General features: G+C 66.2%; 25 protein-coding genes. 18 read left to right on the top strand and 7 right to left on the bottom strand.

What is annotated here, in order from left to right; all coding sequences use genetic code 11:
- Positions 1–30: 30 nt before the first annotated feature.
- The 11 genes from IE267_RS23915 (at position 31) to IE267_RS23860 (ending at position 12,237) form a co-directional block, all read left to right on the top strand.
- Positions 31–453: a hypothetical protein gene (locus IE267_RS23915; RefSeq protein ID WP_189764626.1), complete on the top strand. Its 423-nt coding sequence runs from the start codon at positions 31–33 to the stop codon at positions 451–453.
- 38 nt (positions 454–491) lie between these two features.
- Positions 492–4,271, top strand: coding sequence for a phage tail tape measure protein (locus IE267_RS23910; RefSeq protein ID WP_189764625.1), 3,780 nt, complete (start codon positions 492–494; stop codon positions 4,269–4,271).
- Positions 4,272–4,281: 10 nt separating this feature from the next.
- Entirely contained in the window at positions 4,282–7,134 is a 2,853-nt protein-coding gene (locus IE267_RS23905) for a hypothetical protein (RefSeq protein ID WP_189764624.1), read from the top strand.
- A 9-nt stretch (positions 7,135–7,143) separates the two neighbouring features.
- Positions 7,144–7,680: a hypothetical protein gene (locus IE267_RS23900; RefSeq protein WP_189764623.1), complete on the top strand. Its 537-nt coding sequence runs from the start codon at positions 7,144–7,146 to the stop codon at positions 7,678–7,680.
- 13 nt (positions 7,681–7,693) lie between these two features.
- The gene (locus IE267_RS23895; protein ID WP_189764622.1) at positions 7,694–7,948 is read left to right on the top strand and encodes a hypothetical protein; all 255 of its coding nucleotides are present in this window, start codon (positions 7,694–7,696) and stop codon (positions 7,946–7,948) included.
- A 1,239-nt stretch (positions 7,949–9,187) separates the two neighbouring features.
- A complete protein-coding gene (locus IE267_RS23885; protein WP_189764620.1) occupies positions 9,188–10,063 on the top strand; it encodes a hypothetical protein in 876 nt (291 codons plus the stop codon).
- Entirely contained in the window at positions 10,063–10,923 is an 861-nt protein-coding gene (locus tag IE267_RS23880; protein WP_189764619.1) for a glycoside hydrolase family 25 protein, read from the top strand. Before IE267_RS23885 ends, IE267_RS23880 begins: the two co-directional genes overlap by 1 nt.
- A gap of 9 nt (positions 10,924–10,932) precedes the next feature.
- Complete coding sequence (locus IE267_RS23875; RefSeq protein ID WP_189764618.1) at positions 10,933–11,298, top strand: hypothetical protein; 366 nt, start codon at positions 10,933–10,935, stop codon at positions 11,296–11,298.
- Between the two features lie 3 nt (positions 11,299–11,301).
- Positions 11,302–11,727, top strand: a complete 426-nt coding sequence (locus IE267_RS23870; protein WP_189764617.1) for a hypothetical protein — start codon at positions 11,302–11,304, stop codon at positions 11,725–11,727.
- Positions 11,717–12,100: a hypothetical protein gene (locus tag IE267_RS23865; protein WP_189764616.1), complete on the top strand. Its 384-nt coding sequence runs from the start codon at positions 11,717–11,719 to the stop codon at positions 12,098–12,100. The genes IE267_RS23870 and IE267_RS23865 overlap by 11 nt, the downstream gene beginning before the upstream one ends.
- Positions 12,100–12,237: a hypothetical protein gene (locus IE267_RS23860; protein WP_189764615.1), complete on the top strand. Its 138-nt coding sequence runs from the start codon at positions 12,100–12,102 to the stop codon at positions 12,235–12,237. Before IE267_RS23865 ends, IE267_RS23860 begins: the two co-directional genes overlap by 1 nt.
- 31 nt (positions 12,238–12,268) lie before the next feature.
- Here the strand turns inward: IE267_RS23860 and IE267_RS23855 are convergent, their stop codons facing one another.
- From IE267_RS23855 to IE267_RS23845, 3 genes are all read right to left on the bottom strand, one after another.
- Complete coding sequence (locus tag IE267_RS23855; RefSeq protein ID WP_189764614.1) at positions 12,269–12,877, bottom strand: hypothetical protein; 609 nt, start codon at positions 12,875–12,877, stop codon at positions 12,269–12,271.
- Between the two features lie 276 nt (positions 12,878–13,153).
- The gene (locus tag IE267_RS23850) at positions 13,154–13,339 is read right to left on the bottom strand and encodes a hypothetical protein (protein WP_189764613.1); all 186 of its coding nucleotides are present in this window, start codon (positions 13,337–13,339) and stop codon (positions 13,154–13,156) included.
- 364 nt (positions 13,340–13,703) lie between these two features.
- The gene (locus tag IE267_RS23845) at positions 13,704–13,928 is read right to left on the bottom strand and encodes a hypothetical protein (protein WP_189764612.1); all 225 of its coding nucleotides are present in this window, start codon (positions 13,926–13,928) and stop codon (positions 13,704–13,706) included.
- A gap of 251 nt (positions 13,929–14,179) precedes the next feature.
- Here IE267_RS23845 and IE267_RS23840 point away from each other — a divergent pair, with 251 nt between their 5' ends.
- From IE267_RS23840 to IE267_RS23830, 3 genes are all read left to right on the top strand, one after another.
- Positions 14,180–14,788 carry a recombinase family protein gene (locus IE267_RS23840; RefSeq protein WP_189764611.1) on the top strand — a complete coding sequence of 203 codons (609 nt, stop codon included), beginning with the start codon at positions 14,180–14,182 and terminating at the stop codon, positions 14,786–14,788.
- Positions 14,785–16,083 carry a hypothetical protein gene (locus IE267_RS23835; protein WP_189764610.1) on the top strand — a complete coding sequence of 433 codons (1,299 nt, stop codon included), beginning with the start codon at positions 14,785–14,787 and terminating at the stop codon, positions 16,081–16,083. The genes IE267_RS23840 and IE267_RS23835 overlap by 4 nt, the downstream gene beginning before the upstream one ends.
- Positions 16,084–16,229: 146 nt before the next feature.
- The gene (locus tag IE267_RS23830) at positions 16,230–16,571 is read left to right on the top strand and encodes a hypothetical protein (protein ID WP_189764609.1); all 342 of its coding nucleotides are present in this window, start codon (positions 16,230–16,232) and stop codon (positions 16,569–16,571) included.
- A gap of 83 nt (positions 16,572–16,654) precedes the next feature.
- On the opposite strand, the gene IE267_RS23825 is transcribed toward IE267_RS23830, so the two are convergent.
- A complete protein-coding gene (locus IE267_RS23825) occupies positions 16,655–16,873 on the bottom strand; it encodes a hypothetical protein (protein WP_189764608.1) in 219 nt (72 codons plus the stop codon).
- A gap of 101 nt (positions 16,874–16,974) precedes the next feature.
- Here IE267_RS23825 and ku point away from each other — a divergent pair, with 101 nt between their 5' ends.
- Positions 16,975–17,901, top strand: a complete 927-nt coding sequence (gene ku, locus IE267_RS23820; protein WP_189764607.1) for a non-homologous end joining protein Ku — start codon at positions 16,975–16,977, stop codon at positions 17,899–17,901.
- A gap of 74 nt (positions 17,902–17,975) precedes the next feature.
- On the opposite strand, the gene IE267_RS23815 is transcribed toward ku, so the two are convergent.
- Entirely contained in the window at positions 17,976–18,302 is a 327-nt protein-coding gene (locus IE267_RS23815; protein ID WP_189764606.1) for a DUF6233 domain-containing protein, read from the bottom strand.
- A gap of 125 nt (positions 18,303–18,427) precedes the next feature.
- Between IE267_RS23815 and IE267_RS23810 the strand changes: the two genes are divergently transcribed.
- The 3 genes from IE267_RS23810 (at position 18,428) to IE267_RS23800 (ending at position 19,808) form a co-directional block, all read left to right on the top strand.
- The gene (locus tag IE267_RS23810; RefSeq protein WP_189764605.1) at positions 18,428–19,141 is read left to right on the top strand and encodes a hypothetical protein; all 714 of its coding nucleotides are present in this window, start codon (positions 18,428–18,430) and stop codon (positions 19,139–19,141) included.
- A 128-nt stretch (positions 19,142–19,269) separates the two neighbouring features.
- Positions 19,270–19,446, top strand: coding sequence for a hypothetical protein (locus tag IE267_RS23805; RefSeq protein WP_189764604.1), 177 nt, complete (start codon positions 19,270–19,272; stop codon positions 19,444–19,446).
- A gap of 8 nt (positions 19,447–19,454) precedes the next feature.
- Complete coding sequence (locus IE267_RS23800; protein WP_189764603.1) at positions 19,455–19,808, top strand: DUF6221 family protein; 354 nt, start codon at positions 19,455–19,457, stop codon at positions 19,806–19,808.
- Position 19,809: 1 nt separating this feature from the next.
- Here IE267_RS23800 and IE267_RS23795 read toward each other — a convergent pair whose 3' ends face one another.
- The gene (locus tag IE267_RS23795; RefSeq protein WP_189764602.1) at positions 19,810–20,085 is read right to left on the bottom strand and encodes a hypothetical protein; all 276 of its coding nucleotides are present in this window, start codon (positions 20,083–20,085) and stop codon (positions 19,810–19,812) included.
- Positions 20,086–20,096: 11 nt separating this feature from the next.
- Complete coding sequence (locus IE267_RS23790; RefSeq protein WP_189764601.1) at positions 20,097–20,276, bottom strand: hypothetical protein; 180 nt, start codon at positions 20,274–20,276, stop codon at positions 20,097–20,099.
- Between the last annotated feature and the right edge of the window lie 30 nt (positions 20,277–20,306).

Here is a 20,306-nt window from a genome sequence, read left to right as displayed (position 1 = left end):
ATGGAACTGCGTCCCGGGATCTTCCGGGCCTTGTTCGCCGAGATCGCCGCAGACGGGCAGGTCAAGTCCCGCACTGTTTTGACGCAGCTGGCGAACGCCATCGAACGCCAGGCCAAGGTCAACGCGTCCAGCGGCGCCCACAAACGCGGCACCCCCACACCCGCCCACCCGGGAAGCGGGCCGGCGGTTATCTCGGGCACGCTACGCCGCTCCATCACGCACACCCCGGTCGTGTCCTACGGCGCCGGCTGGGAAACCAGAGTCGGGACCGGCGCCGGTATCTCCCCGCCTTACGGCAAGACGCCCGCTTCCGTGTACGGCCTTGCCCTGGAGACCGGGCTCCGCAACGGGGCGATCTATCCGTTCCTCGGACCGGCCTACCGGTTCGGGATCACCGTCGTCGCACCGCAGCTGTACATGAGCGTCTACCGGGTCGGCTGGCCCCGCATCTGATCCGCGCACCGCCCACCAGGACTTGAGGGGCGGTGCTCATGTCCGAAGTTGCCGATCTTTTTGTTCGCCTCCGGGCCGAGACCGCGCCTTTCGTCTCGGGGATGACCCAGGCGGGGGCGTCGGGCGAGACGTTCACCCAGCGCATGGGCGGCCTCTCGGGGATGCTCACCAAGGTCGGCAAAGCCACCACCGTCGTGGGGCTCGGCTTTGTCGCCTACGGCGTCAAAGCGGCTGGTGATTTCCAGCAGCAGATGAACCTCCTGGTGACGGCCTGTGGCGAGTCGACGTCGAAGCTGAAGATGGTCTCGGACGGTGTCCTGTCGCTGGCCCGTGAGACCGGCACGTCGACGAAAGAGCTCGCCGACGGCATGTACCAGGTCGAGAAGGCCGGCTACCGAGGAGCCGACGGCCTCAAGGTCTTGAAGGCCGCGGCTCAGGGCGCGCGCGAGGAAGGTGCATCGCTCAAGGACGTCACGAATGCCATGACCAGCGTCATGGCCTCGTACCACCTCAAGGCGTCCGACTCGGTCAGCGTCATGAACGCGATCAAGACGGCGGCAGGCGAGGGCAAGATCACCATGGAGGAGTTTTCCGGAGCTCTGTCCACCGTTATTCCTATTGCCTCGGCCAACAAGATCAGCTTTGCCCAGGTCGGCGGCGCCATTGCCACGCTGACGCAGCACGGCACCTCGGCACGCGAGGCCACCCAGGAACTCGCCGCCACCATCCGCAGCCTGGCCGCACCGAACAATGTCGCCGTCCAGGAGATGCAGCGCCTCGGCCTGTCCTCGACAGATGTGTCCACCAAGTTGGGCCAGCGCGGACTGACCGGCACCCTCGACCTGCTGTCCCAGACCGTCCTGTCGAAGATGGGCAAGTCCGGCACCGTCCTGCTCGACTCGTTCAACAAGACCAAGCAAGCCAGCGCGGACCTGCAAACGATGCTCAAGAGCATGCCCGCGCCCGTCCAGAAGCTGGCCACGGACCTGCAAACCGGGGCCATGAGCACCGGTGCGTTCGCCAAGGCCATCAAGGCGCTGCCCGCCGATCAGAACGCGATGGGCAACCAGTTCAAGACGCTGCTGCAGAAGACCACCGGGTTCAACGCCGAGCTGAAGAAGGGCGGCCCGGCAGCCCAGACGTACACCGAGGCCATCAAGAAGATGGCGGGCGGCGCCATCGGCCTGAACACGACCTTGCAGCTGACCGGTGAGAACACGGACGGCTTCAAGGAGCGCGTCGACAAGGTCGCCAAGTCCATGAAGGACGGCGGCAAGGACGTCGAAGGCTGGGACATCACCCAGAAGTCCTTCAACGTCCAGATGGGCAAACTGAAAGAGGCCGTCACGACCACGGCGATCACCATCGGCACCCAGCTGATCCCCGTGATCCTGTCCGTCGTCAGCTTCTTCGAGCAGCACAAGACCGCCACCGAAGGTCTCGCCATAGCCATCGGCGTCGTCCTGACCGGCTCCGTCCTCAAATTCATTGCAGGCGCCGTCAGCCCGCTGTTCAAGGCGGTCACCGGGATCGCTGGTGTCATCAAGAAGGTCCCGTGGGGGAGCGTGGCGTCTGGCGCCAGCAGTGCGTTCGACACGATGCGCCTGAAGGGCATGTACGCCTGGGACGGCCTCAAGTCGGGCGCCTCCAAGGCCGGTACGGCTGTCGCCAACTTCGGGCGCTCTGTCGGTACTGCCGCGGCCTCGGCAGGCAGGGCCGCCTGGTCAGGTCTCGCCTCAGGCATTTCCACGGTCGGAACGGCGATGAGGACCGCGGCGCTCGCGTCGCTGGACTTCATGAAGTCCATGGCAGCCAGTGCCGTGGCAGGTCTGCGGGCGGCTGCGGCGTGGACAGCGCAGAAGATCGCGCTGATCGCAACGACTGTGGCGGAGAAGGCCGCGGCCGTTGCCCAGTGGGCGCTGAACGTGGCGATGGACGCCAACCCCATCTCGCTGATCATCCTCGCGCTTGCCGCTCTCGTGGCGGCGATCGTGTTCATCGCGGTGAAAACCACGTGGTTCCAGACCGCATGGACGTTCACGTGGAACGCCATCAAGACGGTCGGCCTGGCCGTGTGGAACGCACTGAAGACCGCTTTCGCGGCGACGATCAACTTCTTCGTCTCCATCTGGCAGACCGTGTCCAGTGCCCTGGCTGGCGCTTGGTCGACGGCATGGAACGCGATCAAGGCGGTCGCGTCGGTGGTCTGGAATGCGATCAAGTCAGCCATCGCCAACGCGATCATGGCGATCTATACCGCAGTGCAGTCGAGGATCAACGAACTGCGCAGCATGTGGAACTCGGCGCTGAACAGCATCAAATCGATCGCGTCATCGGCGTGGAACAGCATCCGCTCGACCATCACCAACGCGATCAACAGCGCCCGGCAGGCCGTACAGACTGCCGTCGCCGGAATCCTGAACCTGATCACAGGGATCCAGGGCAAAGTGATGGGCGCCCTGCGCGGCGCCGGAAGCTGGCTCGTCAGTGCCGGGCGCGACATCATCAATGGCCTGCTCAACGGCATCGAGTCTGCGTTCGGCAAGGTGCAGTCCACGCTGTCGCACCTCACGAGCTTGCTGCCCTCGTGGAAGGGCCCGCCCGCCCGCGACCGGGTCCTGCTGCACGGCGCCGGACAGATGATCATCGAGGGCCTCGTGAACGGCATGAACAGCCGCTTCGCGAACGTCCAGAGTGCAGCCGTCGGTATCGCTCAGGGCACCGTGTCCGCCTTCGCCGACGAGCTCGAAATCCGATCGCCGTCACGCAAGTTCGCAGCTCTCGGCGGCTACGTCATGCACGGTCTCCTGCAGGGCCTCACCGGCTCAACGGCCAGCGTCAAGACCGCTACGACGCACATTGCCCGGTCCCTTTACGTCGACTTCGGGACGGCACAGAAATCCCTGCAGCGACTGGTCGCCAACGACAACTCGGCGCTCCTGCGCCTCGCCAACAACCGCGACAGCGTCGCAGCCCGCATCAAGGCGGCCCAGTCCAGTCTCACCAGCCTCCAAAAGGACTGGACGAAGGAACGCGACGCGGTCTCGGCCGGGATGATGCAGAACGTATCCATCATCACCGCCTCGCCCGACGCGACGAGGCCGATGGCAGCGTCCGACGTGCTGAACAGCATGAGTGCCCAGGTCGCGAAGGCAACGCAGTTCGCCGCCGACCTGCAAGTGCTCCGTTCCAAGGGGCTGAGCACCGACCAGATCAGTCAGCTCGCCACGGCTGGCGTCGACCAGGCCGGTGCTACGGCGACCGCCCTGGCGGCGGCATCGAAGTCGCAGATCATGCAGATGAACACCATGCGGGCCGGAATGCAGAAGGCGGCCAACGGGACGGGCGCGGCGGTCGCGGACTCCATGTACGGGGCGGGCATCCAGTCCGCGCAGGGCCTGATCAAGGGTCTGCAGTCGCAGGAGAAGGCGATCCAGGCCCAGATGGTGAAGATCGCCAAATCGATGCAGTCGGCCATCAAGAAGGCCCTTGGCATCCGGTCGCCGTCCCGTGTGTTCGCCGACCTCGGCCAGTTCGTCCCACAAGGCCTCGCCCAAGGCATCCAGGACGCCACCCACCACGCCACCACCGCAGCCCGCGGCCTGGCAACCGCGGTAACTGGAGCCGGCGCCCTCGGAACACCAGGGCTCGCTATGGGAGGAGGGGGCGCCACGATCATCAACAACTACAGCGTGACGATCAGCGCGCAGGGCTCGATCCTCGCCGAGCGGGATCTCAGGGACAAGGTCGAACAGCAGATGGTCCGCCTCGGTGCCCGCAACTCGCAGACCTGGCAGTCCTACCAGTCCACCAGGTGAGGAGGCGAGCATGGCGAACAACCCCAACTGGCCGTTGATCGAGGACGGCTGGGCGCCGTACTGGAACGCCAACGGCGGCGCCCCATGGGACCGCTTCGTCGAGGTCACCGGCCGCACCATGGGAACGGGCGGCAGCCAGCGGGGACGCCAATACGAGCTCGACCAAGTCCGAACCGGCGAACTGTCCCTGACTCTCGCCAACACGGACGGCGTCCTCGACCCGACCAACAGCAGCGGTCCGTTCTACGGGCACGTCGCGCCCTACCAGCCCTACCGCAAGCGTGCCATGTGGCCGCCGTCCATCAACCTCCTGTCGCAGATCATGGCGACGGGCGGGGACCTCGGCGGCTACGCGGTCGGCGCCAACGTCTACAACGCCGACATCTTCAGCGACACCGACCCCACATTTTCCGGCATCATCGTCACCTCTGCCACGGCCTACCAAGGCTCGAATGTTCTCCAGTTCGGCGTGCCGAGCGGATCTGCGGTCGGAGCTCGGATCTGCCGCACCATGGAGCCGGCGGTACTGCCCGGCCAGACGTACACGATGCAGATGCGGATCCGGAACGTCACCCCGTCCACCACGTTGCAGGTGAAGGCGGGCATCGGCTGGTATCTCGCACCACTCGCCCCAGCGACCTCCTTCACCTACGGATCCACCGTCACCCTGACCGGGTCGGCCACAGCCTCCTGGACTCTGATCACGGTCACAGCGACCGCGCCGGCCGGGGCCATGGCAGTGGATATCGACGCCGTGGTCGCCGCCACTGCCGCTGCCACGTGCTCGATCCAGGTCGACGCCTGGCAGTTCGAGAAAGGCGGCTCGGCGAGCGCTTGGGTGCAGCCCGGGGTCTGGTACCCGATGTACGAGGGATTCGTCGAGCGCTGGACTCCCACGTGGAAGTACGGCACCTACGGCACAGTGAGCCCCACGGCTGTTGATGCATTTGCACTGTTGTCGCAGGTCAAGCTCGACGATCCACTGACCGAAGCTATCAACGCAGCGTCTCCGCGCTTCGCGTACCGGCTCGATGACCCAGCGGGCTCGACGACCTTTACGGAAGCGTTCGGAGCCTACAACGCCGCCGGGATCGCGAGGTCAAAGTACGGGCCGGGCGTGATTGCCGCCGGTACACAGATCACTGCCACGGACCCACTGAATGGCATCTTCACTGGTAGCTCCGGAACCGTTACAACCTTCACCAACCCGAGCCCGGGCCAGGGCGGAGGTTTCGCCTCTTCGGTAATCGACCTAACCACCGCCGGAATTACCGGACCGACCAACCCGGCTTCCTGGACGAGGTGCGTAGCGTTCCGGTACACGGGGCCGACGCCAACGGACGCGGCGTGCATCTGGTCATCGATGGACCGTCAGCACGCTGCAACGGGGCTTTTCGCCACCGGCTCCAGGATCTTCCTGTCTATATTCCCTGACGGCCACCTGCATCTGGTCATCGGTGGCCCAACCGGCTCCTTCGGCAACACGACCTTCACCGCCAACAACGGCAGCTTTCCCAACGTCCTCGACGGTAACTGGCACCTTGCGATCTTCGGATGGAACCAGGCCGCCGGCGAGATCCGAACTTCCCTCGACGGCAACAACTGGTTCTTCACCGGCTTCACATCAGCCATCACCCCGACCGGCCTCGTCTCAGATTCCCTCGGCGCCTGGTATGACATCGGTCTCGGCGGTGCCGCAGGAGATAACTGGCAGGGCGACATCGCGTTCGCCTGCGAATTCAGCAGCTACCTGTTCAATAACAACACGGACGCGATCTATGCGGCGTGGAAGAACTCGTTCACGGGCGAGTCCACTGATGCCCGCTATAGCCGCATTCTGCAATACGCTGGCTCAACCGCCCTCTCGAACATCCAGACCGGCCTCACCACCAGCATGGGGCCAGCCGCGTTCGGTGGACAGGACGCCCTCACGGCCCTGCAAGCCGTCGTGGACACCGAGAACGGCGAGCACTTCGTCGGCACGAACGGGCGCGTCAACTTCCGTTCCAGGGCCGCCCGGTACAACGCCCTCACCCCGGCGTACACATTCGGGGAGAACGTGGCGGCTGGCGAGTTCCCCTACGAGGACTGTCAGCTCGACTACGACCCGACGCACCTCGCCAACCAGATCACGGTCACACAGAGCGGCACCGGGCAGACCTTTGCCGCGCAGGACGCCACGTCCATCCAGGCGTACATGCCGCGGACGCTGACCCGAAGTATCAACTCGTCGTCGGCAGCAGAATGCCAAGATGCCGCCGATTACCTCCTGTCTCGGTACAAGCAGCCCTCGACGCGGGTCTCCTCGCTCAAGTTGCACCCCTCGGCGTACCCGGCTCTGTGGCCGGTGGTCCTCGGCCTCGAACTCGGCACCCGGGTGCGAGTGATGAGGCGGCCCCCGAACCTGAACGCGATCCAGATCGAATGCTTCGTCGAGTCGATCAAGATCGACTGGGACGACAACGGCGAAGCCACCGTCACCTTGCAGTGCTCCCCGGCAGACACCACGCCCTATGCGATCTTCGCAGCCTGGCACACGACGCTGAAGACGACCGTCGCCAGCGGTGTCACCTCGATCACGATCAACAACAGCCAGGACAACACCAACCCGCTCGCATCCCAGCTGGCCGCTGGGACGCAGATCGTTCTCGGGCAGAACACCGCCAACCAGGAGACCGTCACCGTCTCGGCAGTCGGCGTGACCTCGACGGGCTGGACCAGCGCCGTCATCACGCTCACCGCAGCCACCACCAAAGCCCATACAGCCGGGGACCTGATCAGCGAGGTCCTTCCGGCCGGGACTACCGACCCCACCACCTGGGACGCCGTCGCCGCACTCGACGCCGTCGCCTTCGCATATTAGGAGGGGCTGATGGCCCGTACCGTCCCCGTAGCCGTCACCGAATCGCCAGGACTCTTCGTCACGTCGGCAACCTGGAACGCGCAGGTCCGCGACTTCAACAACTTCGCTCTCGGCCCGCCCGTGTTCTGGGGCTACCAGTCCAGCGCCCAGTCCATACCCAACGCCAACGCCATGACCGCGCTGACCATGGACACCGAACTCCTGGACCCCGACGGCGGACACAGCACCGTCACCAACACCTCCCGCTACACCCCGACCGTGGCCGGCCTGTACTTCGTGGCAGGGAACGCGGGCTGGGTGGCGAACACGGCTGGTGACCGCCGCATCCAGGTAGGCCTGAACGGCGGCGCAGTCATCGGATCGGGCGCCTCGATGGACCCGACGCAGGCCGTCCTCCACGGCATCCAAACCACCTCGTTCGTCACCTGCAACGGCACCACGGACTACATCGAGATCATGTGCGCCCACTCCAGCACGTCCGCCCTATCGACCACCGTCGGCGGCCTCTTTGCGCCCTCCATGCGCGTCTTCTGGATCAGCCGATAGCGAGGAGCACCCCGTGAGCAGCGTCAACGAAAGCACGCAGTACCAGTTCAGCTTCTCCATCAGCAGCGAGACCGGCGAGAACGACGGAGGCTTCGTCCTGACTGCCGGCGCCGGAGTCACGGACGAGATCGCCCTCGGCATCGCCAAAGCGTTCAACTCCCAGCCGTGGCCCGCCGGCGTCGTGAACCCGATGACCGTCACCAAGCAGGACATGGAGTACCGGGTCTACACGACGAACCTGACGCTCTCGCCGCCCACCTTCACCTGATCGCTCCGGAGTCCGAGGGGCGGATGTTCTTAAGGGGCGCTCGCGCAAATCACCAAATCCCCTCCCTCGATCAGCGTAAAATCGTTTCTATGTCGCACCTACCAGGCACGCGAATCCGCATGGCCGATGGTTCTGAACGTCGCATTTCGGAAGTCAGGTTGCTCGACAGTGTTGTGACCTCGGATCTGGGTACGGCGAAAGTCCGCCGCTTGGCTGTCCGTGACGAACCAACGAGGCTCGTGCGGCTCGTCCTGTGGGGCCATTCGCATCTCCGCTTGACGAGAGATCATCCTGTCGTCACCGCGCGCGGATTGGTGCCAGCACGGGGGCTCCTCACAAGCGACGAGGTTTGCCTTCCCAAGTACCTCGACGGATCGGCGGATTCCGTGAGTGTCGAGCAGTTCGTGACCAAGGCCTCGCATCGACTCACTCGTGGCAATCGCTGGGCTGGGCCCCCCGGACGCAAGGGACTCCGTGTCGACGCAAACGCGCTTCCAGACACTATTGATCTGGACGAAAGCACCGGTCGCCTTCTGGGGCTCTTCCTTGCGGAAGGGTCCTGTGACGCGTCCAAAGCACGCTGGACGTTCGCGAAGAAAGAGGCGGACACCCTGGTGGCTGAGACTGTTCACCTCCTCCGAACCTGCTGGGGGGTGAGTGCGCACGTTGCGCATCGCCCGAACAACTCGATCAACGTGACCGCTCACGGAACTGGGTGGGCGCTGCTTCTGTCTGGGCTCTGCGGCAACGGGTCCGGGCTAAAGCGGCCTCACGACAGCCTTATGGGCGGTTCTCGAGAGTTCCTTGCAGCCATGTTGGGAGGCTGGATCGACGGTGACGGATGTCAGCGCAAAGACGGCTGCGTCGAAGGCGTCACCATCAGCGCCGACCTGGGGCTGGCGATGTATGACATAGCCCAGGCAAACGGGCGCCACCCTTGCATCCTTTGGTCGCGGCCGACCCTCAACTCGGCAGCGGCGACAAGGCAACCTCGGTGGACCTTGAGCATGCCCGCAGGCGCCGGGCGTTGCCGCGAGACCGATACGCACGTATGGCGCCGGGTGCGCAGCATTGAGAATGAGGACTACTTCGGCCCCGTCTACGACCTATCTCTTCAAGATCAGACAACGTACCTGGCCGAGGGAGTAGGACTCCGCGCCACCGCCTAGCAGCCATTTCACTCCCCAGACGCCCCGAGCCTTCGGCCGGGGCGTTTGTCGTGCCAGAAGGGATTCACGGATGCCGCGCAACATCACCTTCCGGGGAGGGAAGCGCCCCGCGCAGCCCGCCCGGCCCCAGCTCCGCCTGGAGGACTACGTCACCCCGGCGCTTGCCGACCCGCCCGCAAGTGTCGACTGGCAGGCTCCCGTCGACTCCGCCAGCTGGCCGATGTACCTCAACGACGAGTGCGGCGACTGCACGTTCGCCGAGGTCGGTCACCACATTGAGCTGGTGACGCGCAACGCGTCCGGGAAGGCCGTGAAGGTCAGCGACAACGACGTCCTCACCGGCTACGAGGCCGTCAGCGGCTTCGTCCCGGGCAACGAGTCCACCGACACGGGCTGCTACATCGCGGACGTCATGGCGTACTGGATGAAGACCGGCATCGCCGGACACAAGATCCTTGCCTACGCGTCGATCCACCCCAGTAACACCAAGCTCGTCCAGCAGGCGATCGCGCTCTTCGGCGCGGTGTCCGTCGGCATGAACGTGCCGCAGTCCGCCGAAGACCAGTTCAACGCCGGGAAGCCGTGGGACTACGTCAAAGGCTCCCGGAATCTCGGCGGCCACTGCGTCCTCGTGGGCGCCTACAGCCCGGCCGTCTGGAAGGTCGTCACCTGGGGCGCCGAGCAGGCCATGACGTCCTCGTTCTACGTGCACCAAGTCGACGAGATCTGGCTGCCCGTCACGGCCGACTGGTTCGTAAACGGCAAGTCACCGACGGGCATCGACACGTACACCCTCGGCCAGGACTATGCGGCCATCACTGGCAAGCCCAGCCCCATGCCGCAGCCCCAACCTTCGCCGGCCCCAACACCGGCCCCAGTTCCGGCAAGCGCTGACCAGGTAATGGCGGCGGCTGCCCGGACCTGGCTCGCGGCCAAGGGGCTCTGATGGGGATCTACGGGCAGGACTGGGCTTCGTACCAGTCCGCGCAGCCGAGCACGAGCGGCCTCTCCTTCGTCTTCGTGAAGGTCACCGAAGGCCTTTCTTACATCAATCCCGTCTGGCACACCCAGCGCGACCATGCCAAGGCGAATGGGCTGGTCTGGGGCGCCTACCACTACCCGCACATGGGCAACTCGCCGCAGGCCGAGGCCGACTACTTCCTGTCCCAGGTCGCCTGGAAGCCCGGCGACCTCGTCGTCCTCGACTGGGAGGGCTACGACAAGGCCAACGCTGGCGTCCCCAAGGCGCGGCAGGCCGCGTACAAAGACGCCTGGATCAAGTACGTCAAGGGCCGCCTGCCGAACAACAGGGTCGGCATGTACGCCAACACAGACTACTGGCGCAACGTCGACACCACCGGCTACTACGGCGACTTCCTGTGGATCGCCACCGCCAACCGCGCCGCCGGTGACCCCGCCATCCAGGCCAACTGGCTGTTCCACCAGTACAGCGCCGACAACGTCGACCGCGACTACTGCCACCTCGACGCCACCGCACTCCGCGCCTGGGCGCTCGGAACCCAACCCCAACCGGAGGACGACATGCCCACCCCCGCCGACGTCTGGTCGTACTCCCACGGCGACAAGCCGGACGTCCACCAGACCCTCGCCAACGCCGCAAACGCGGCCGCCGCCGCACAGGCCGGCGTTGTCGCACTCGGCAAGAAAGTCGACGCGCTCTCCGCGCCGGTCGTGAGCGATGCGCAGCTGCAGGCGCTCGCCGACAAGCTCACCTCCAGCCCCACGTTCGCCAACGCCCTCGGGGCGGCCATCGCCGCGAATCTCGCCACCCGCCTCGCCAACTAGGAGCACGCAATGAAGATCTTCGGTAGGGAACCCGCCCTCGTCCTCGGCCTCGTCGCCGCCTCCGTAAAGCTCATCAGCGCGTTCTGGCTTCACGCCAGCGCTGATCAGCAGGCGCTCGTCAACACCGTCGCCGCCGCGATCGTCGCGCTGATCATTGCGTTCCAGGTGCATGACGGAGTCGGCGCCGCGTTCCTCGGCTTCACCCAGGCCGCCATCGCCGCCGCCGTCGGCTTCGGCCTGCACTGGGCGCCGGACACCCAGGCCGTTGTTTTCGCGTTCGTCTCGGCAGCCGTCGCCGCGTACACCCGCACCCAGGTCACCGCGTCGGTCCCCGCCGCTGCCCTCACTCGGCCGGCCGGGCCGCAGGGAGTGTGACGCGTGCAGGCGGCCCGACGGCTGTCCAAACGCCTGGGCCGCCGCGGCTCCATCCTCGCCGCGTTCGGGATCTTCGAATCGTTCTACGGCTTCGGCGCCGCTACGGATCCCCGCTACGGCGTTGTGCGAGGCGTAGGCGTCCTGACAAATCTTCTCCCCATGGAGTGGTGGGGCGCCCTCTGGATGGTGGCCGGGTTCCTGGCGCTCGTCTTCGCTTTCGAGCCGCGCCCCCGCTGGGACAGGTGGGGATTCGCCGCGGCCACGCTCCCCATGAGCCTGTGGTCCGGCGCCAACTTCGTCGCGTGGATCTCCGGCTCGTTCTCGCAGGCGTGGACGTCGGGCGTGACATGGGGGGTGTTCGTTTACATCGCAATCCGGATCAATGGGTGGCCGGAGTACGGCCTGAGAGGCGGCGGCCATGGGCGCTGACAGCGGCCTGTGGGGGGCCGTCGTCGCAGTGATCGGCCTGATCGGCGTGATCTACACCGGACGGCGCGGGCCCCGCCCGCCATCCGGCGAGATCCAGGCTTCGGCTCCGGCCGAAGTCGTCGAAATCTCCGGCCAGTTGCAGGTCAGCCCTGCGATCTGGCAGGACATGCAGAGTAAGATCACGCGGCTGGAGCAGAAAGTCGACCGAATGACCGACTTGATGGAGCAAGGCGAGGCACGTGAAGGCCGTCTCCAAGAACTCCTCCGCACCGCCCTCAAGGTGATCAGGCGCGCCAACCGGCGCCTCATCGCCGCAGGGCTCCCCGAAGAGCCGGTCCCTGCCGAGCTCATCCCGTACCACCCGGAGGCGTAATGCCCACACCAGACGCGAGCGCCACCGGCGCAGGAGCGCCCGCAGAAACGGGCACCCAGACGCCGCCGCAACCCAGCTGGCAGAACCTCTTCCAAGAGCCCCCAGCCGTGCAGCTCGACGAGACCGAACTGGACTGAGACTGCCCCCTCCTACGGGAGGGGGCTTTCGTCATACCGCTGACTGGAACGGCGGATTCTCCAGCTGCCGATGGATGATCCACTCGTCGTCCCCGCGTCGGCACGTCAACACCAGCCTGACCGGCTTGCCTGCGTACTCGCCCTGCCAGACCCCCTGAGTCTTGCCGTCCATCCAATGGCCAGGCCTCGTGCGCTGCATCGCCCGAGGCTGACCGCTGCCGACGGTCAGCGGAAATGGTTCCGGCCCGCGCCCGTGCTCGTCGATTCCGTTGGCGCCCGGCGTGAACTTGAAGGGCCCCCAGACGTGGGCGTCAATGTCGGCCTGCGTCAGCCTCCCCTCCGGGTGAAGGAGCGTGCGCCCTCTGTCGTCGTTGCCGACGGCTATAGCGACAGAGTCGAGATGGCGAAGCGAATCGGGCCCATCCAAGTGGACGTTGATCACCGCCTGACCGTTCCCTGTCTCCATCAACTCGATGGTGAACTGCGGTGTGAGCTCGGCATGCCAGCGCTCACGCTCGATGCTGGCGACGAGATCGGCCGTCTTGGCCGAGCGATCTGCTGCACGCCAGGCGCCGAATGCGGCAACCACGCCTGCGCAAGCTGCGACGGAGGTAGTGATGTCGCCCCAAGGGATGTTCATGCGCCCGGACTCTAGCGGCAGTAGGCCGGGCAGCTCACGAGTTCCTGATCGTCCCGATCCTGGCGCTCTCGCCAGCGGCAGATGAGGCTCAAGACTCCCCGACACTCTCTGAGTGGCGGGAGCTTTTTGCTGCCATACTGGGCTCCGGTGCTGCAACTCAACGGCGTGAGCGCACCCGTGACTGAGCCCCCGCTGCAACGGTGGGCCCGAGGTTTCCGTCTTGATTGCGAGAGCGGCCCCGTCCTCTCCGGAGGGCGGGGCCGCTTCGCTGTGCGGCTACCGCAGGAGACGACTGAGGAGCCAAGCGCCGCCGGGAGCGATGGCGAGGAGCGCCACGGCGGCCACAGCGAAGCGCGCACCGTCCAGTTCGCCAGGAAGCACGATCGCTGCGAACACGCCGAGGGCGACGAGGAGCGGGACGAAGAAGGCGATGTTCGTGCGGGACGAACTGTTCATGGTCATGGCCCTCACTTCTCCATGACGACGTCGGTGTGCGGGCTTGCCTACGCCTACACCTCCATGTCGCCGTGGCCAGCCTTGTCTTGGTGGCGACGGACGCTGGATGGTGCACCGCGATAGCCGCAAGGGCACTCCACCCAGTTGGTCTTCTCCACTGCGTCTCCGGTCACGGAGTGCTGAGGGCCGTAGCCGTGGGCGTGAAGGAAGTGCGGGACGCTGCCCTCGTACCTGAGGGCGATCAGTGCGGCTTCAGCCGTCTTGTCATGGCCCGGGGCGAAGAACTTCCCGAGGCCGACCTCCCGCTGGCAGCCGCACCAGCAGTTGCCAGTCGGGATAAGACGGGGCCTGTTGGTCACGGCGGCGCCTCTCAGAGCTCGTTGGGCTGGATGTCGAAGGCGGTGACTATGCCACCGCGGGCCCGCGCGTCTTCCGTGTCGACGTACCGGCGGATGGCATTGAAGGTGTCCAGCCGCGTTGCGCTCGGCTCCGGAGTCCACGCCCCCTGATAGCTGTTCATGAAGAAGCCGGCAGCGTTGGGGGAGTGGATCGTCATGAACCAGAAGTGGGTGCCTTGCGTGGTCTCAGTCGTCATGGACCCAAGGTAGTCATTCAAGGGTTGCAGTCAAGGGTGCGCGTCAAGATCGTCAGGATGGACCGCGTAACGCACCCTGAAGCAGGGGGGCTTGAGCGATCAAGCCCTTCATCAAACGGTCGCGTAGTGAACCTGAACGCGATCATGAAGCAAGAGTCTTACCCCGAGGGCGAGTTGTTCAGAAACCCGTTCATCTACTCGTGTCGTTCATCTACGATGGTGAGACGTTTGATGAGCGAAGGAGACTCTGAATGGCCCTAGTTGGGCTCGTCCGAGTAAGCACCGACAGGCAGAACACCGAGCGACAACACGACGCGCTGGACCCGATCTGCATCAAGGTGTTCGAGGAGAAGGTCAGCGGCAAGCTCCAAGCCGAAGAGCGCCCCGCGCTCATGGACGCTCTCGGCTACATCCGCGACGGCGACATGCTCTGCGTCCAGGAAGTCGACCGCCTCGGCAGGAACCTCCTCGAAGGCCTGATCGTCCTAAACGATCTCTTCGAGCGAGGCATCGCCGTCAAAGTCCTGGAGGGCATCGCCGCCGGCGAGCACACCGAACGCTCCCTGATCCTCGACCTCGCCCTGGCGCTCGCCGAGGACCGCAGGCGCGACATCGTCAAGAAGACCAAGAGCGGTCTCGAAGCGGCCCGCAAGCGCGGACGCGTTGGTGGCCGCCGCCCTGTGATGACCGAGCCCCTGGTGATCCAAGCCGTGGCCCTTCGCGCACAGGGCTTCAGCCTCAAGCAGATCCAGCCCCACCTGCGGATCACCGAGGGCGCGAACAAGGGCAAGAACCCCAGCATCGGTGCCATCTCGCAGGCCCTGCAAGCTCACGACGCCGCGATAGAGGTCGCCCAGTGATCGGTGACGCGTCGAAGTCGCAGGACGTGAGCGCCGAAGCCGCCGTCCATATTGCGGCGCTGATGGACCTGTTTCGTGAGGCATGCCGGCGCCAGGACTGGACGCTGAACAAGGAGCGCGGTCTGAAGGGCTGGACCGACGTCAGGTGCAGCGCCGGGCACGACTTCAGCGTCACCGCGTTGGATGTCGTAACGAGCCCTAGGCCCTTCGGGGTCGACCCCGGCGAGCCGTGGTGTGGGGAGTGCCGCAATATCAGCTGGGTCGCGCAATGCCAGGCCGATCTGAAGGTAGTAGCTGAGGCCCAGGGCATAGAGCTCACGGTCACCAATAAGCGAGACGCAACCGGGGACGGTCATGTCGTGTTCTCGGCTAAGTGCCCAGAGGGGCACGTCTTCACGCTGACTGGCGCACGAACGAGGACGTGGCGCGGTGATCCGGTCGTCCTCTGCGCCAGATGTAAGGAGGTCGCCGAGTTCGCGGAAGGGTTCGCCAAGATCGAGGCGGTCGTCCGCGAGACGCGCTCGGCCATCGTCAAGAAGTACGTCAACGGCGCCGATGTCAGATGCCGACGTGGCCACCTGCACACGTTCAGCGTCGACAGCTGGGACGGACGTCAGGCCATCCGTCCGGACTTCTGCGGCGACTGCGGCAAGATGGCCAAGTTTCAGAGCTTTTCGGAGAGCGCCAAGGATCTCGGCATCACCATCCTTGAGTCGAAGTGGATAGCAGCGTCACGACCGCACCGGGCGGTCTGCTTCGCCGCGCACGAGTTCGGCCTCGTCCCGAACAAGATGAAGCGTGGTTGCCCCGAGTGCCCACGAGGGATGTACGGCGGATCTGTCCCACCTCACGACGTGTACTACGTCGTGAGCGGGTTGGACGCTACGACCGGCAAGGAGACCGTGAAGCCTGGCATCAGCTCGGGAAGCGGCTACAACCGCCTCCGGCAGCACGCCGAGGACGGACTGACCGCACAGCATCTTCGGATCTCGGGGCTGCCTGCGGGGACGGCGAGGACGCTAGAAAGGTTCGTCCTGGACGGACTCGACAGAGAAGGGTGGCTGTCGACGCGAGGTGTTGAGTACTTCCCGTCGGCAGCGTTGCAAGACGTCCTAGATCTGGCGGGTGAATGGTTCACGAATGTATCGGGCCTGTCGCCACGTCCGGTCGTCGTGGACGTGAGTGACGTGTACAGCGCCGTCGAACCGCCTGAGGTACTTGATGTTGTGGACGTCGATGTCGAGACAGCTGTGATCTTCGACTCTGATGACGCAAGGGTGGAGCTGACGCGCTGAGCGGACGTGGCGCGGCAGTCAAAGGTGAGCCCTCGCCGTCCGGCAGAGGGAGACCTCACCAGCCGAGAAGTGAGAGTTGCGCTACCGTCGTTGCAGGCGCGGGGCCTGAAGCGGTCGAGGAACTGACCGCAGTTTGGAAAGCCCCCATGCCCATCGGCCGCGTCAACGCCGCCAAGTACACCTGTCGCTTTCTGCCCGAGCCGCACGAGTCCGAGCTCGGAGGCGAGGAAGCCCACGCCTTGCTCGCCGAAGCTGACGCCGACATCTGCTGCCCGCCGTCCGGGTGGACCATCAGCTGGGACGACTGCTACGCCAGCGCAGACATGCTGCCACTACCGCGCAAGGCGGACCTGTTCCTCGACGATCGCGGGCGCCCTCGGCCGCTGCCGCTCCACCTGACGGACGAGCAGGTGGAGCGGGCCGAGAGGGCACAGACACTGGCGGTGCACATTCGACGGGAAGCGCACCGACGAAACATCAGCCCATGACCTAAAGGCGTCCGGTTCCGAGCCCGTGCCTGGTGCTGCGACTGGGCGCGGGCCGACCCCTCCCGGCCTCCCCGCGGGAGGGTTCAAGCTGCCCCGTACTCGTGCGCTGCCGTCCCGATCCATTCGATCTCGGGGCTGTCTCCGTCGACCATGGCTTCGGCGTCGGTTTCGTCGAGGCCGGACTGACGGAGGAACTCGATGAGGTCGCGGTCGGAGTGGGCGACGCCGATGTCCTGGCCGAGGACGGTGACGTGCCGGCCGCCTGCCGGTCTGGGCCGGTGCACGATGATCGTCGGATCCATGGGCCCAGCGTCATGCGGGCGGCCGGTCAGCGCATGCCGAGCGGTAGCGCCGACCGTAGGCTGGACGTCCGACCAGGGGGGTCCTGGGAGGCCCGCGAAAAATGCCCCGCCCCATCTGGACCGGCGCCATCAGTTTCGGACTCGTCACGATCCCCATCCGCGTGGTGGCTGCCACCGAGAACCGCAACATCGCCTTCCATCAGGTCCATCTTGAGGACATGGCCCGGGTGCGCACGAAGAAGGTGTGCGACATCGACGGGCAGGAGCTCGGCCGGGACGACATCGGCCGCGGCTACGAGGTCTCGAAAGACACGATCGTCGAGATCACCGACGCGGAACTCGACTCGATGCCGCTCCCCACGGCGAAGGCCATCGACATCGTGGCGTTCGTGGCCGCCGAGACCATCGACCCGGTGCGTGTCGGGGCCGGCTACTACCTCGAGGCGGCCGGGCAGGTCGCGGCGAAGCCGTACAAGCTGCTGCGTATGGCCCTGGAGCGGTCCAGCAAGGTGGCGGTCGCGAAGTTCGCGTGGCACAACCGCGAGCGCCTCGGTCTGCTGCGGGTGAAGGACAACGCGATCGTGCTGCACGCGATGCACTGGGACGACGAGATCCGCAGCCCCGAGGCCCTGGCACCCAAGGCGGTCGAGCTCACGGACGACGAGGTCGACGCCGCGATCCAGCTCCTGGAGACGATGGCCCGCGACGACATCGACGATTACACCGACCACTACCGCGAAGCCGTCGAGGAGATGCTCACCGCCAAGGCCGAGCATCGGCGCCCGAAGCCCGTCGAAGGTGAGGCGCCAGAGCAGGCCGGGAAGGTCGTCGACCTGATGGCCGCACTGACGGCATCCATGGAGTCGGCCAAGGCTGCCCGGGGCGAGACAGGCGACGCCACCGTCCACGACCTGCCCAAGAAGCGGGCCGCGAAGAAGGCGCCGGCGAAGAAGACGGCCGCCAAGAAGACCGCGGCGAAGAAGGCGACCGCGAAGAAAGCCGCAAGCCGGAAGCCGCGCAGCGCCTAGGAGTGCATCCGCAGGTGGTCGCCGCGTACAGGTGTCGGGTGGGCCCCGTCTCCTCGTGGGCGATGGGGCGGGGCCTACTCCAGCCAGCCGAGGGCGGCGTCAGGTCGACAGATACCGCATGCCTCGACGCCCTCGCCGAGGGCCCGTAGTGCCTGGTCACGGCTGATCGGCTTGGTGCGGGCCTGTGTGCCGCCGAGGCCGCAGCCGCCGACGTGAAGCCGCTGAGGCGTCCCGGTGAGGGAGTGTTCGAGGACCCAGTCGGGTACGGGCGGCGGTGTCCGGCGGGTCTCTGCTGCCTGCCGCTCCTCCTCACGCTGGATCCAGCCGTCGACCCGGGCCAGCTCCTGGAGGAGGTACCGGCGCAGGAAGTGGAGCTGGTCGAGACGGGAGGGTTCGGACACGTGTTCGAGTCTACGGCGAGTTCGACCCATCGCAACGCATGTGTAGCGCGCTTGACATGATGGGGTTCCGGTGAGATTGTTTGTGTAGCGCGCTACACAAGGTGGCGTCAGGGGAGGAGCCCGCCATGGCCATCACCGCAGACCAGATCGAAGACCTCTACAACGGCGGCACCCGCCTGGAGCTCTCCAGCGGCGCGACCCTCACCCGCGATGAACTCGTCGACTACATCAAGGCCTGCGACATCGACACCGACGACGACGGCACCCCGCTCGACAGCCAGTGGCAGATCCTCGCCGACGTCCTTGACGCACCCGACCCCAGCAACGTCACCGAACTCGCTACAGTCGCCGCCGCATCAAGCGCCCTGCGAGAGGTCACCGCAGCACCGTATGAAGCAGTGCTGGAGGACCACCACGACTGCATCTCCGTCGCCGTCCACGACCTGACCGCCGGAGAGGACCCCGACATGGGGTCCATCGCCACCTGGGGGCAACTCGGGGACTATCCCCGCGGTCTCGCCAACCCCGCAGTCATCCACGACGCGATCGACTGGCTCCGCCGCAACGGCTGGGAGGCCGTCCCCAACGAGGCACGCATCCGCGCCGGGTACCCGCAGGTGGAATGGCAGCCCACCGAGGCGCTGCCAGTACGCCCTGCCGCCCCTGCCGATGACCTTTCGAGGATCGCCATCGCCGTCAGCCGGATCGGCGAGGCTGAAGTGACGCGCGATCAGGCGATCCGCGACGCCCTCGCCGCAGGCCACTCCGTCATCGCCATCGCCAACGCAGCCAGCCTCAGCCGCGCCCGCATCTACCAGATCCGCGACGGCCGCCGCTGACCCGACGTTGTCAGTGCCCGCCGGTACCCTGGATCGCATCAACGGCATCTACAAAGCCGGGGATTGCTGCTGGTGGCTCCGTCGCGGGACAGCGCTCGCGACGGGGCACTGCCGGTGCACAATGAGCCATGACCACCACGCTCGTCTCGGCCGCCGCACAGCCCGCCGCCCCGCAGGCCCGCCGTATCCCGCTCGCCGCCCGCGCCGCAGCCCAACACGCCGGACGCGCACCGGCCGCCCTCGACCGCGTCACCACAGCCGCCGACAACGTGCCGAGCGCGTCCGCGTTCCAGTCCTCGCTGTAGGAGCCCTCATGACCGACGACCTCGTGCAGTTCCTGCGCGACCGGCTCGACGAGGACGAGGTAGCGGCCGTGGCTGCAAAACCCGGCCCGTGGCACGCCGACGGCGGGAGCGTGTACGCCACCCACCCCACCGACGAGATCGTCAGCTACACCAACAGCGCCGAGCACATCGCCCGCCACAATCCGCCCCGCGTCCTCGCCGACGTCGAGGCCAAGCGGGAAGTTCTACGAGTTGCTGCCGCAGCTCACGACTACTTCGAGACCTTCACGAGCGGGTTCGGCGCCGCGATGGAGCAAGTGCTCCGCCTGCTCGCCCTGCCGCACGCCGACCACCCGGACTACCGCGACGAATGGCGGCCGTAGCTCAGGCCGCCTCGGCCGTGTGGAGGGCGGACCAGATCCCCTTCTCCACCTCGTACCGGTTGCCGCCGTACTCCTTGACGTGCGCGGACAGTGCCAGCTGATACTCCTCGGCGAGCTTCCGCCACGGATCCCACGCACCCTCGGCGTAGGGGCCAGCCAGCACTTCGGCGCGGGCGGCTTCGGCGGATCGTTTCAGCTCGACGAGCCGCGCATGGTCGGCCGCCTGTGCCTTCTCGCGCGCCTGCTCAGGGGTCTCAGGGGTATCAGTCTCAGCCACGAGGCTGGATCTTATGCCGCCTTGGTCACGTCCCCGCGCAGGCCCTCCGAGCGCACCGCCGCCTCCCACTCGACGAGCAGCTGCAGGTACTCATCCGACCCGAGCCCGCCGCCCTCGACGAGCCCGCGAATCTGTGCGTTGATCACCGCAGCAGGGCGCGCGGAGCCAGAAGTGGCAGGTGTAGTGGGCATGGATCAAGGCTACTGCGAGGCACTGACAAT

It is taken from the genome of Streptomyces xanthochromogenes (assembly GCF_014650455.1).
GTDB lineage: Bacteria > Actinomycetota > Actinomycetes > Streptomycetales > Streptomycetaceae > Streptomyces > Streptomyces xanthochromogenes.
The sequence above is the reverse complement of the archived record's forward strand: the minus strand, read 5'-3'. Positions and strand labels throughout refer to the sequence as shown.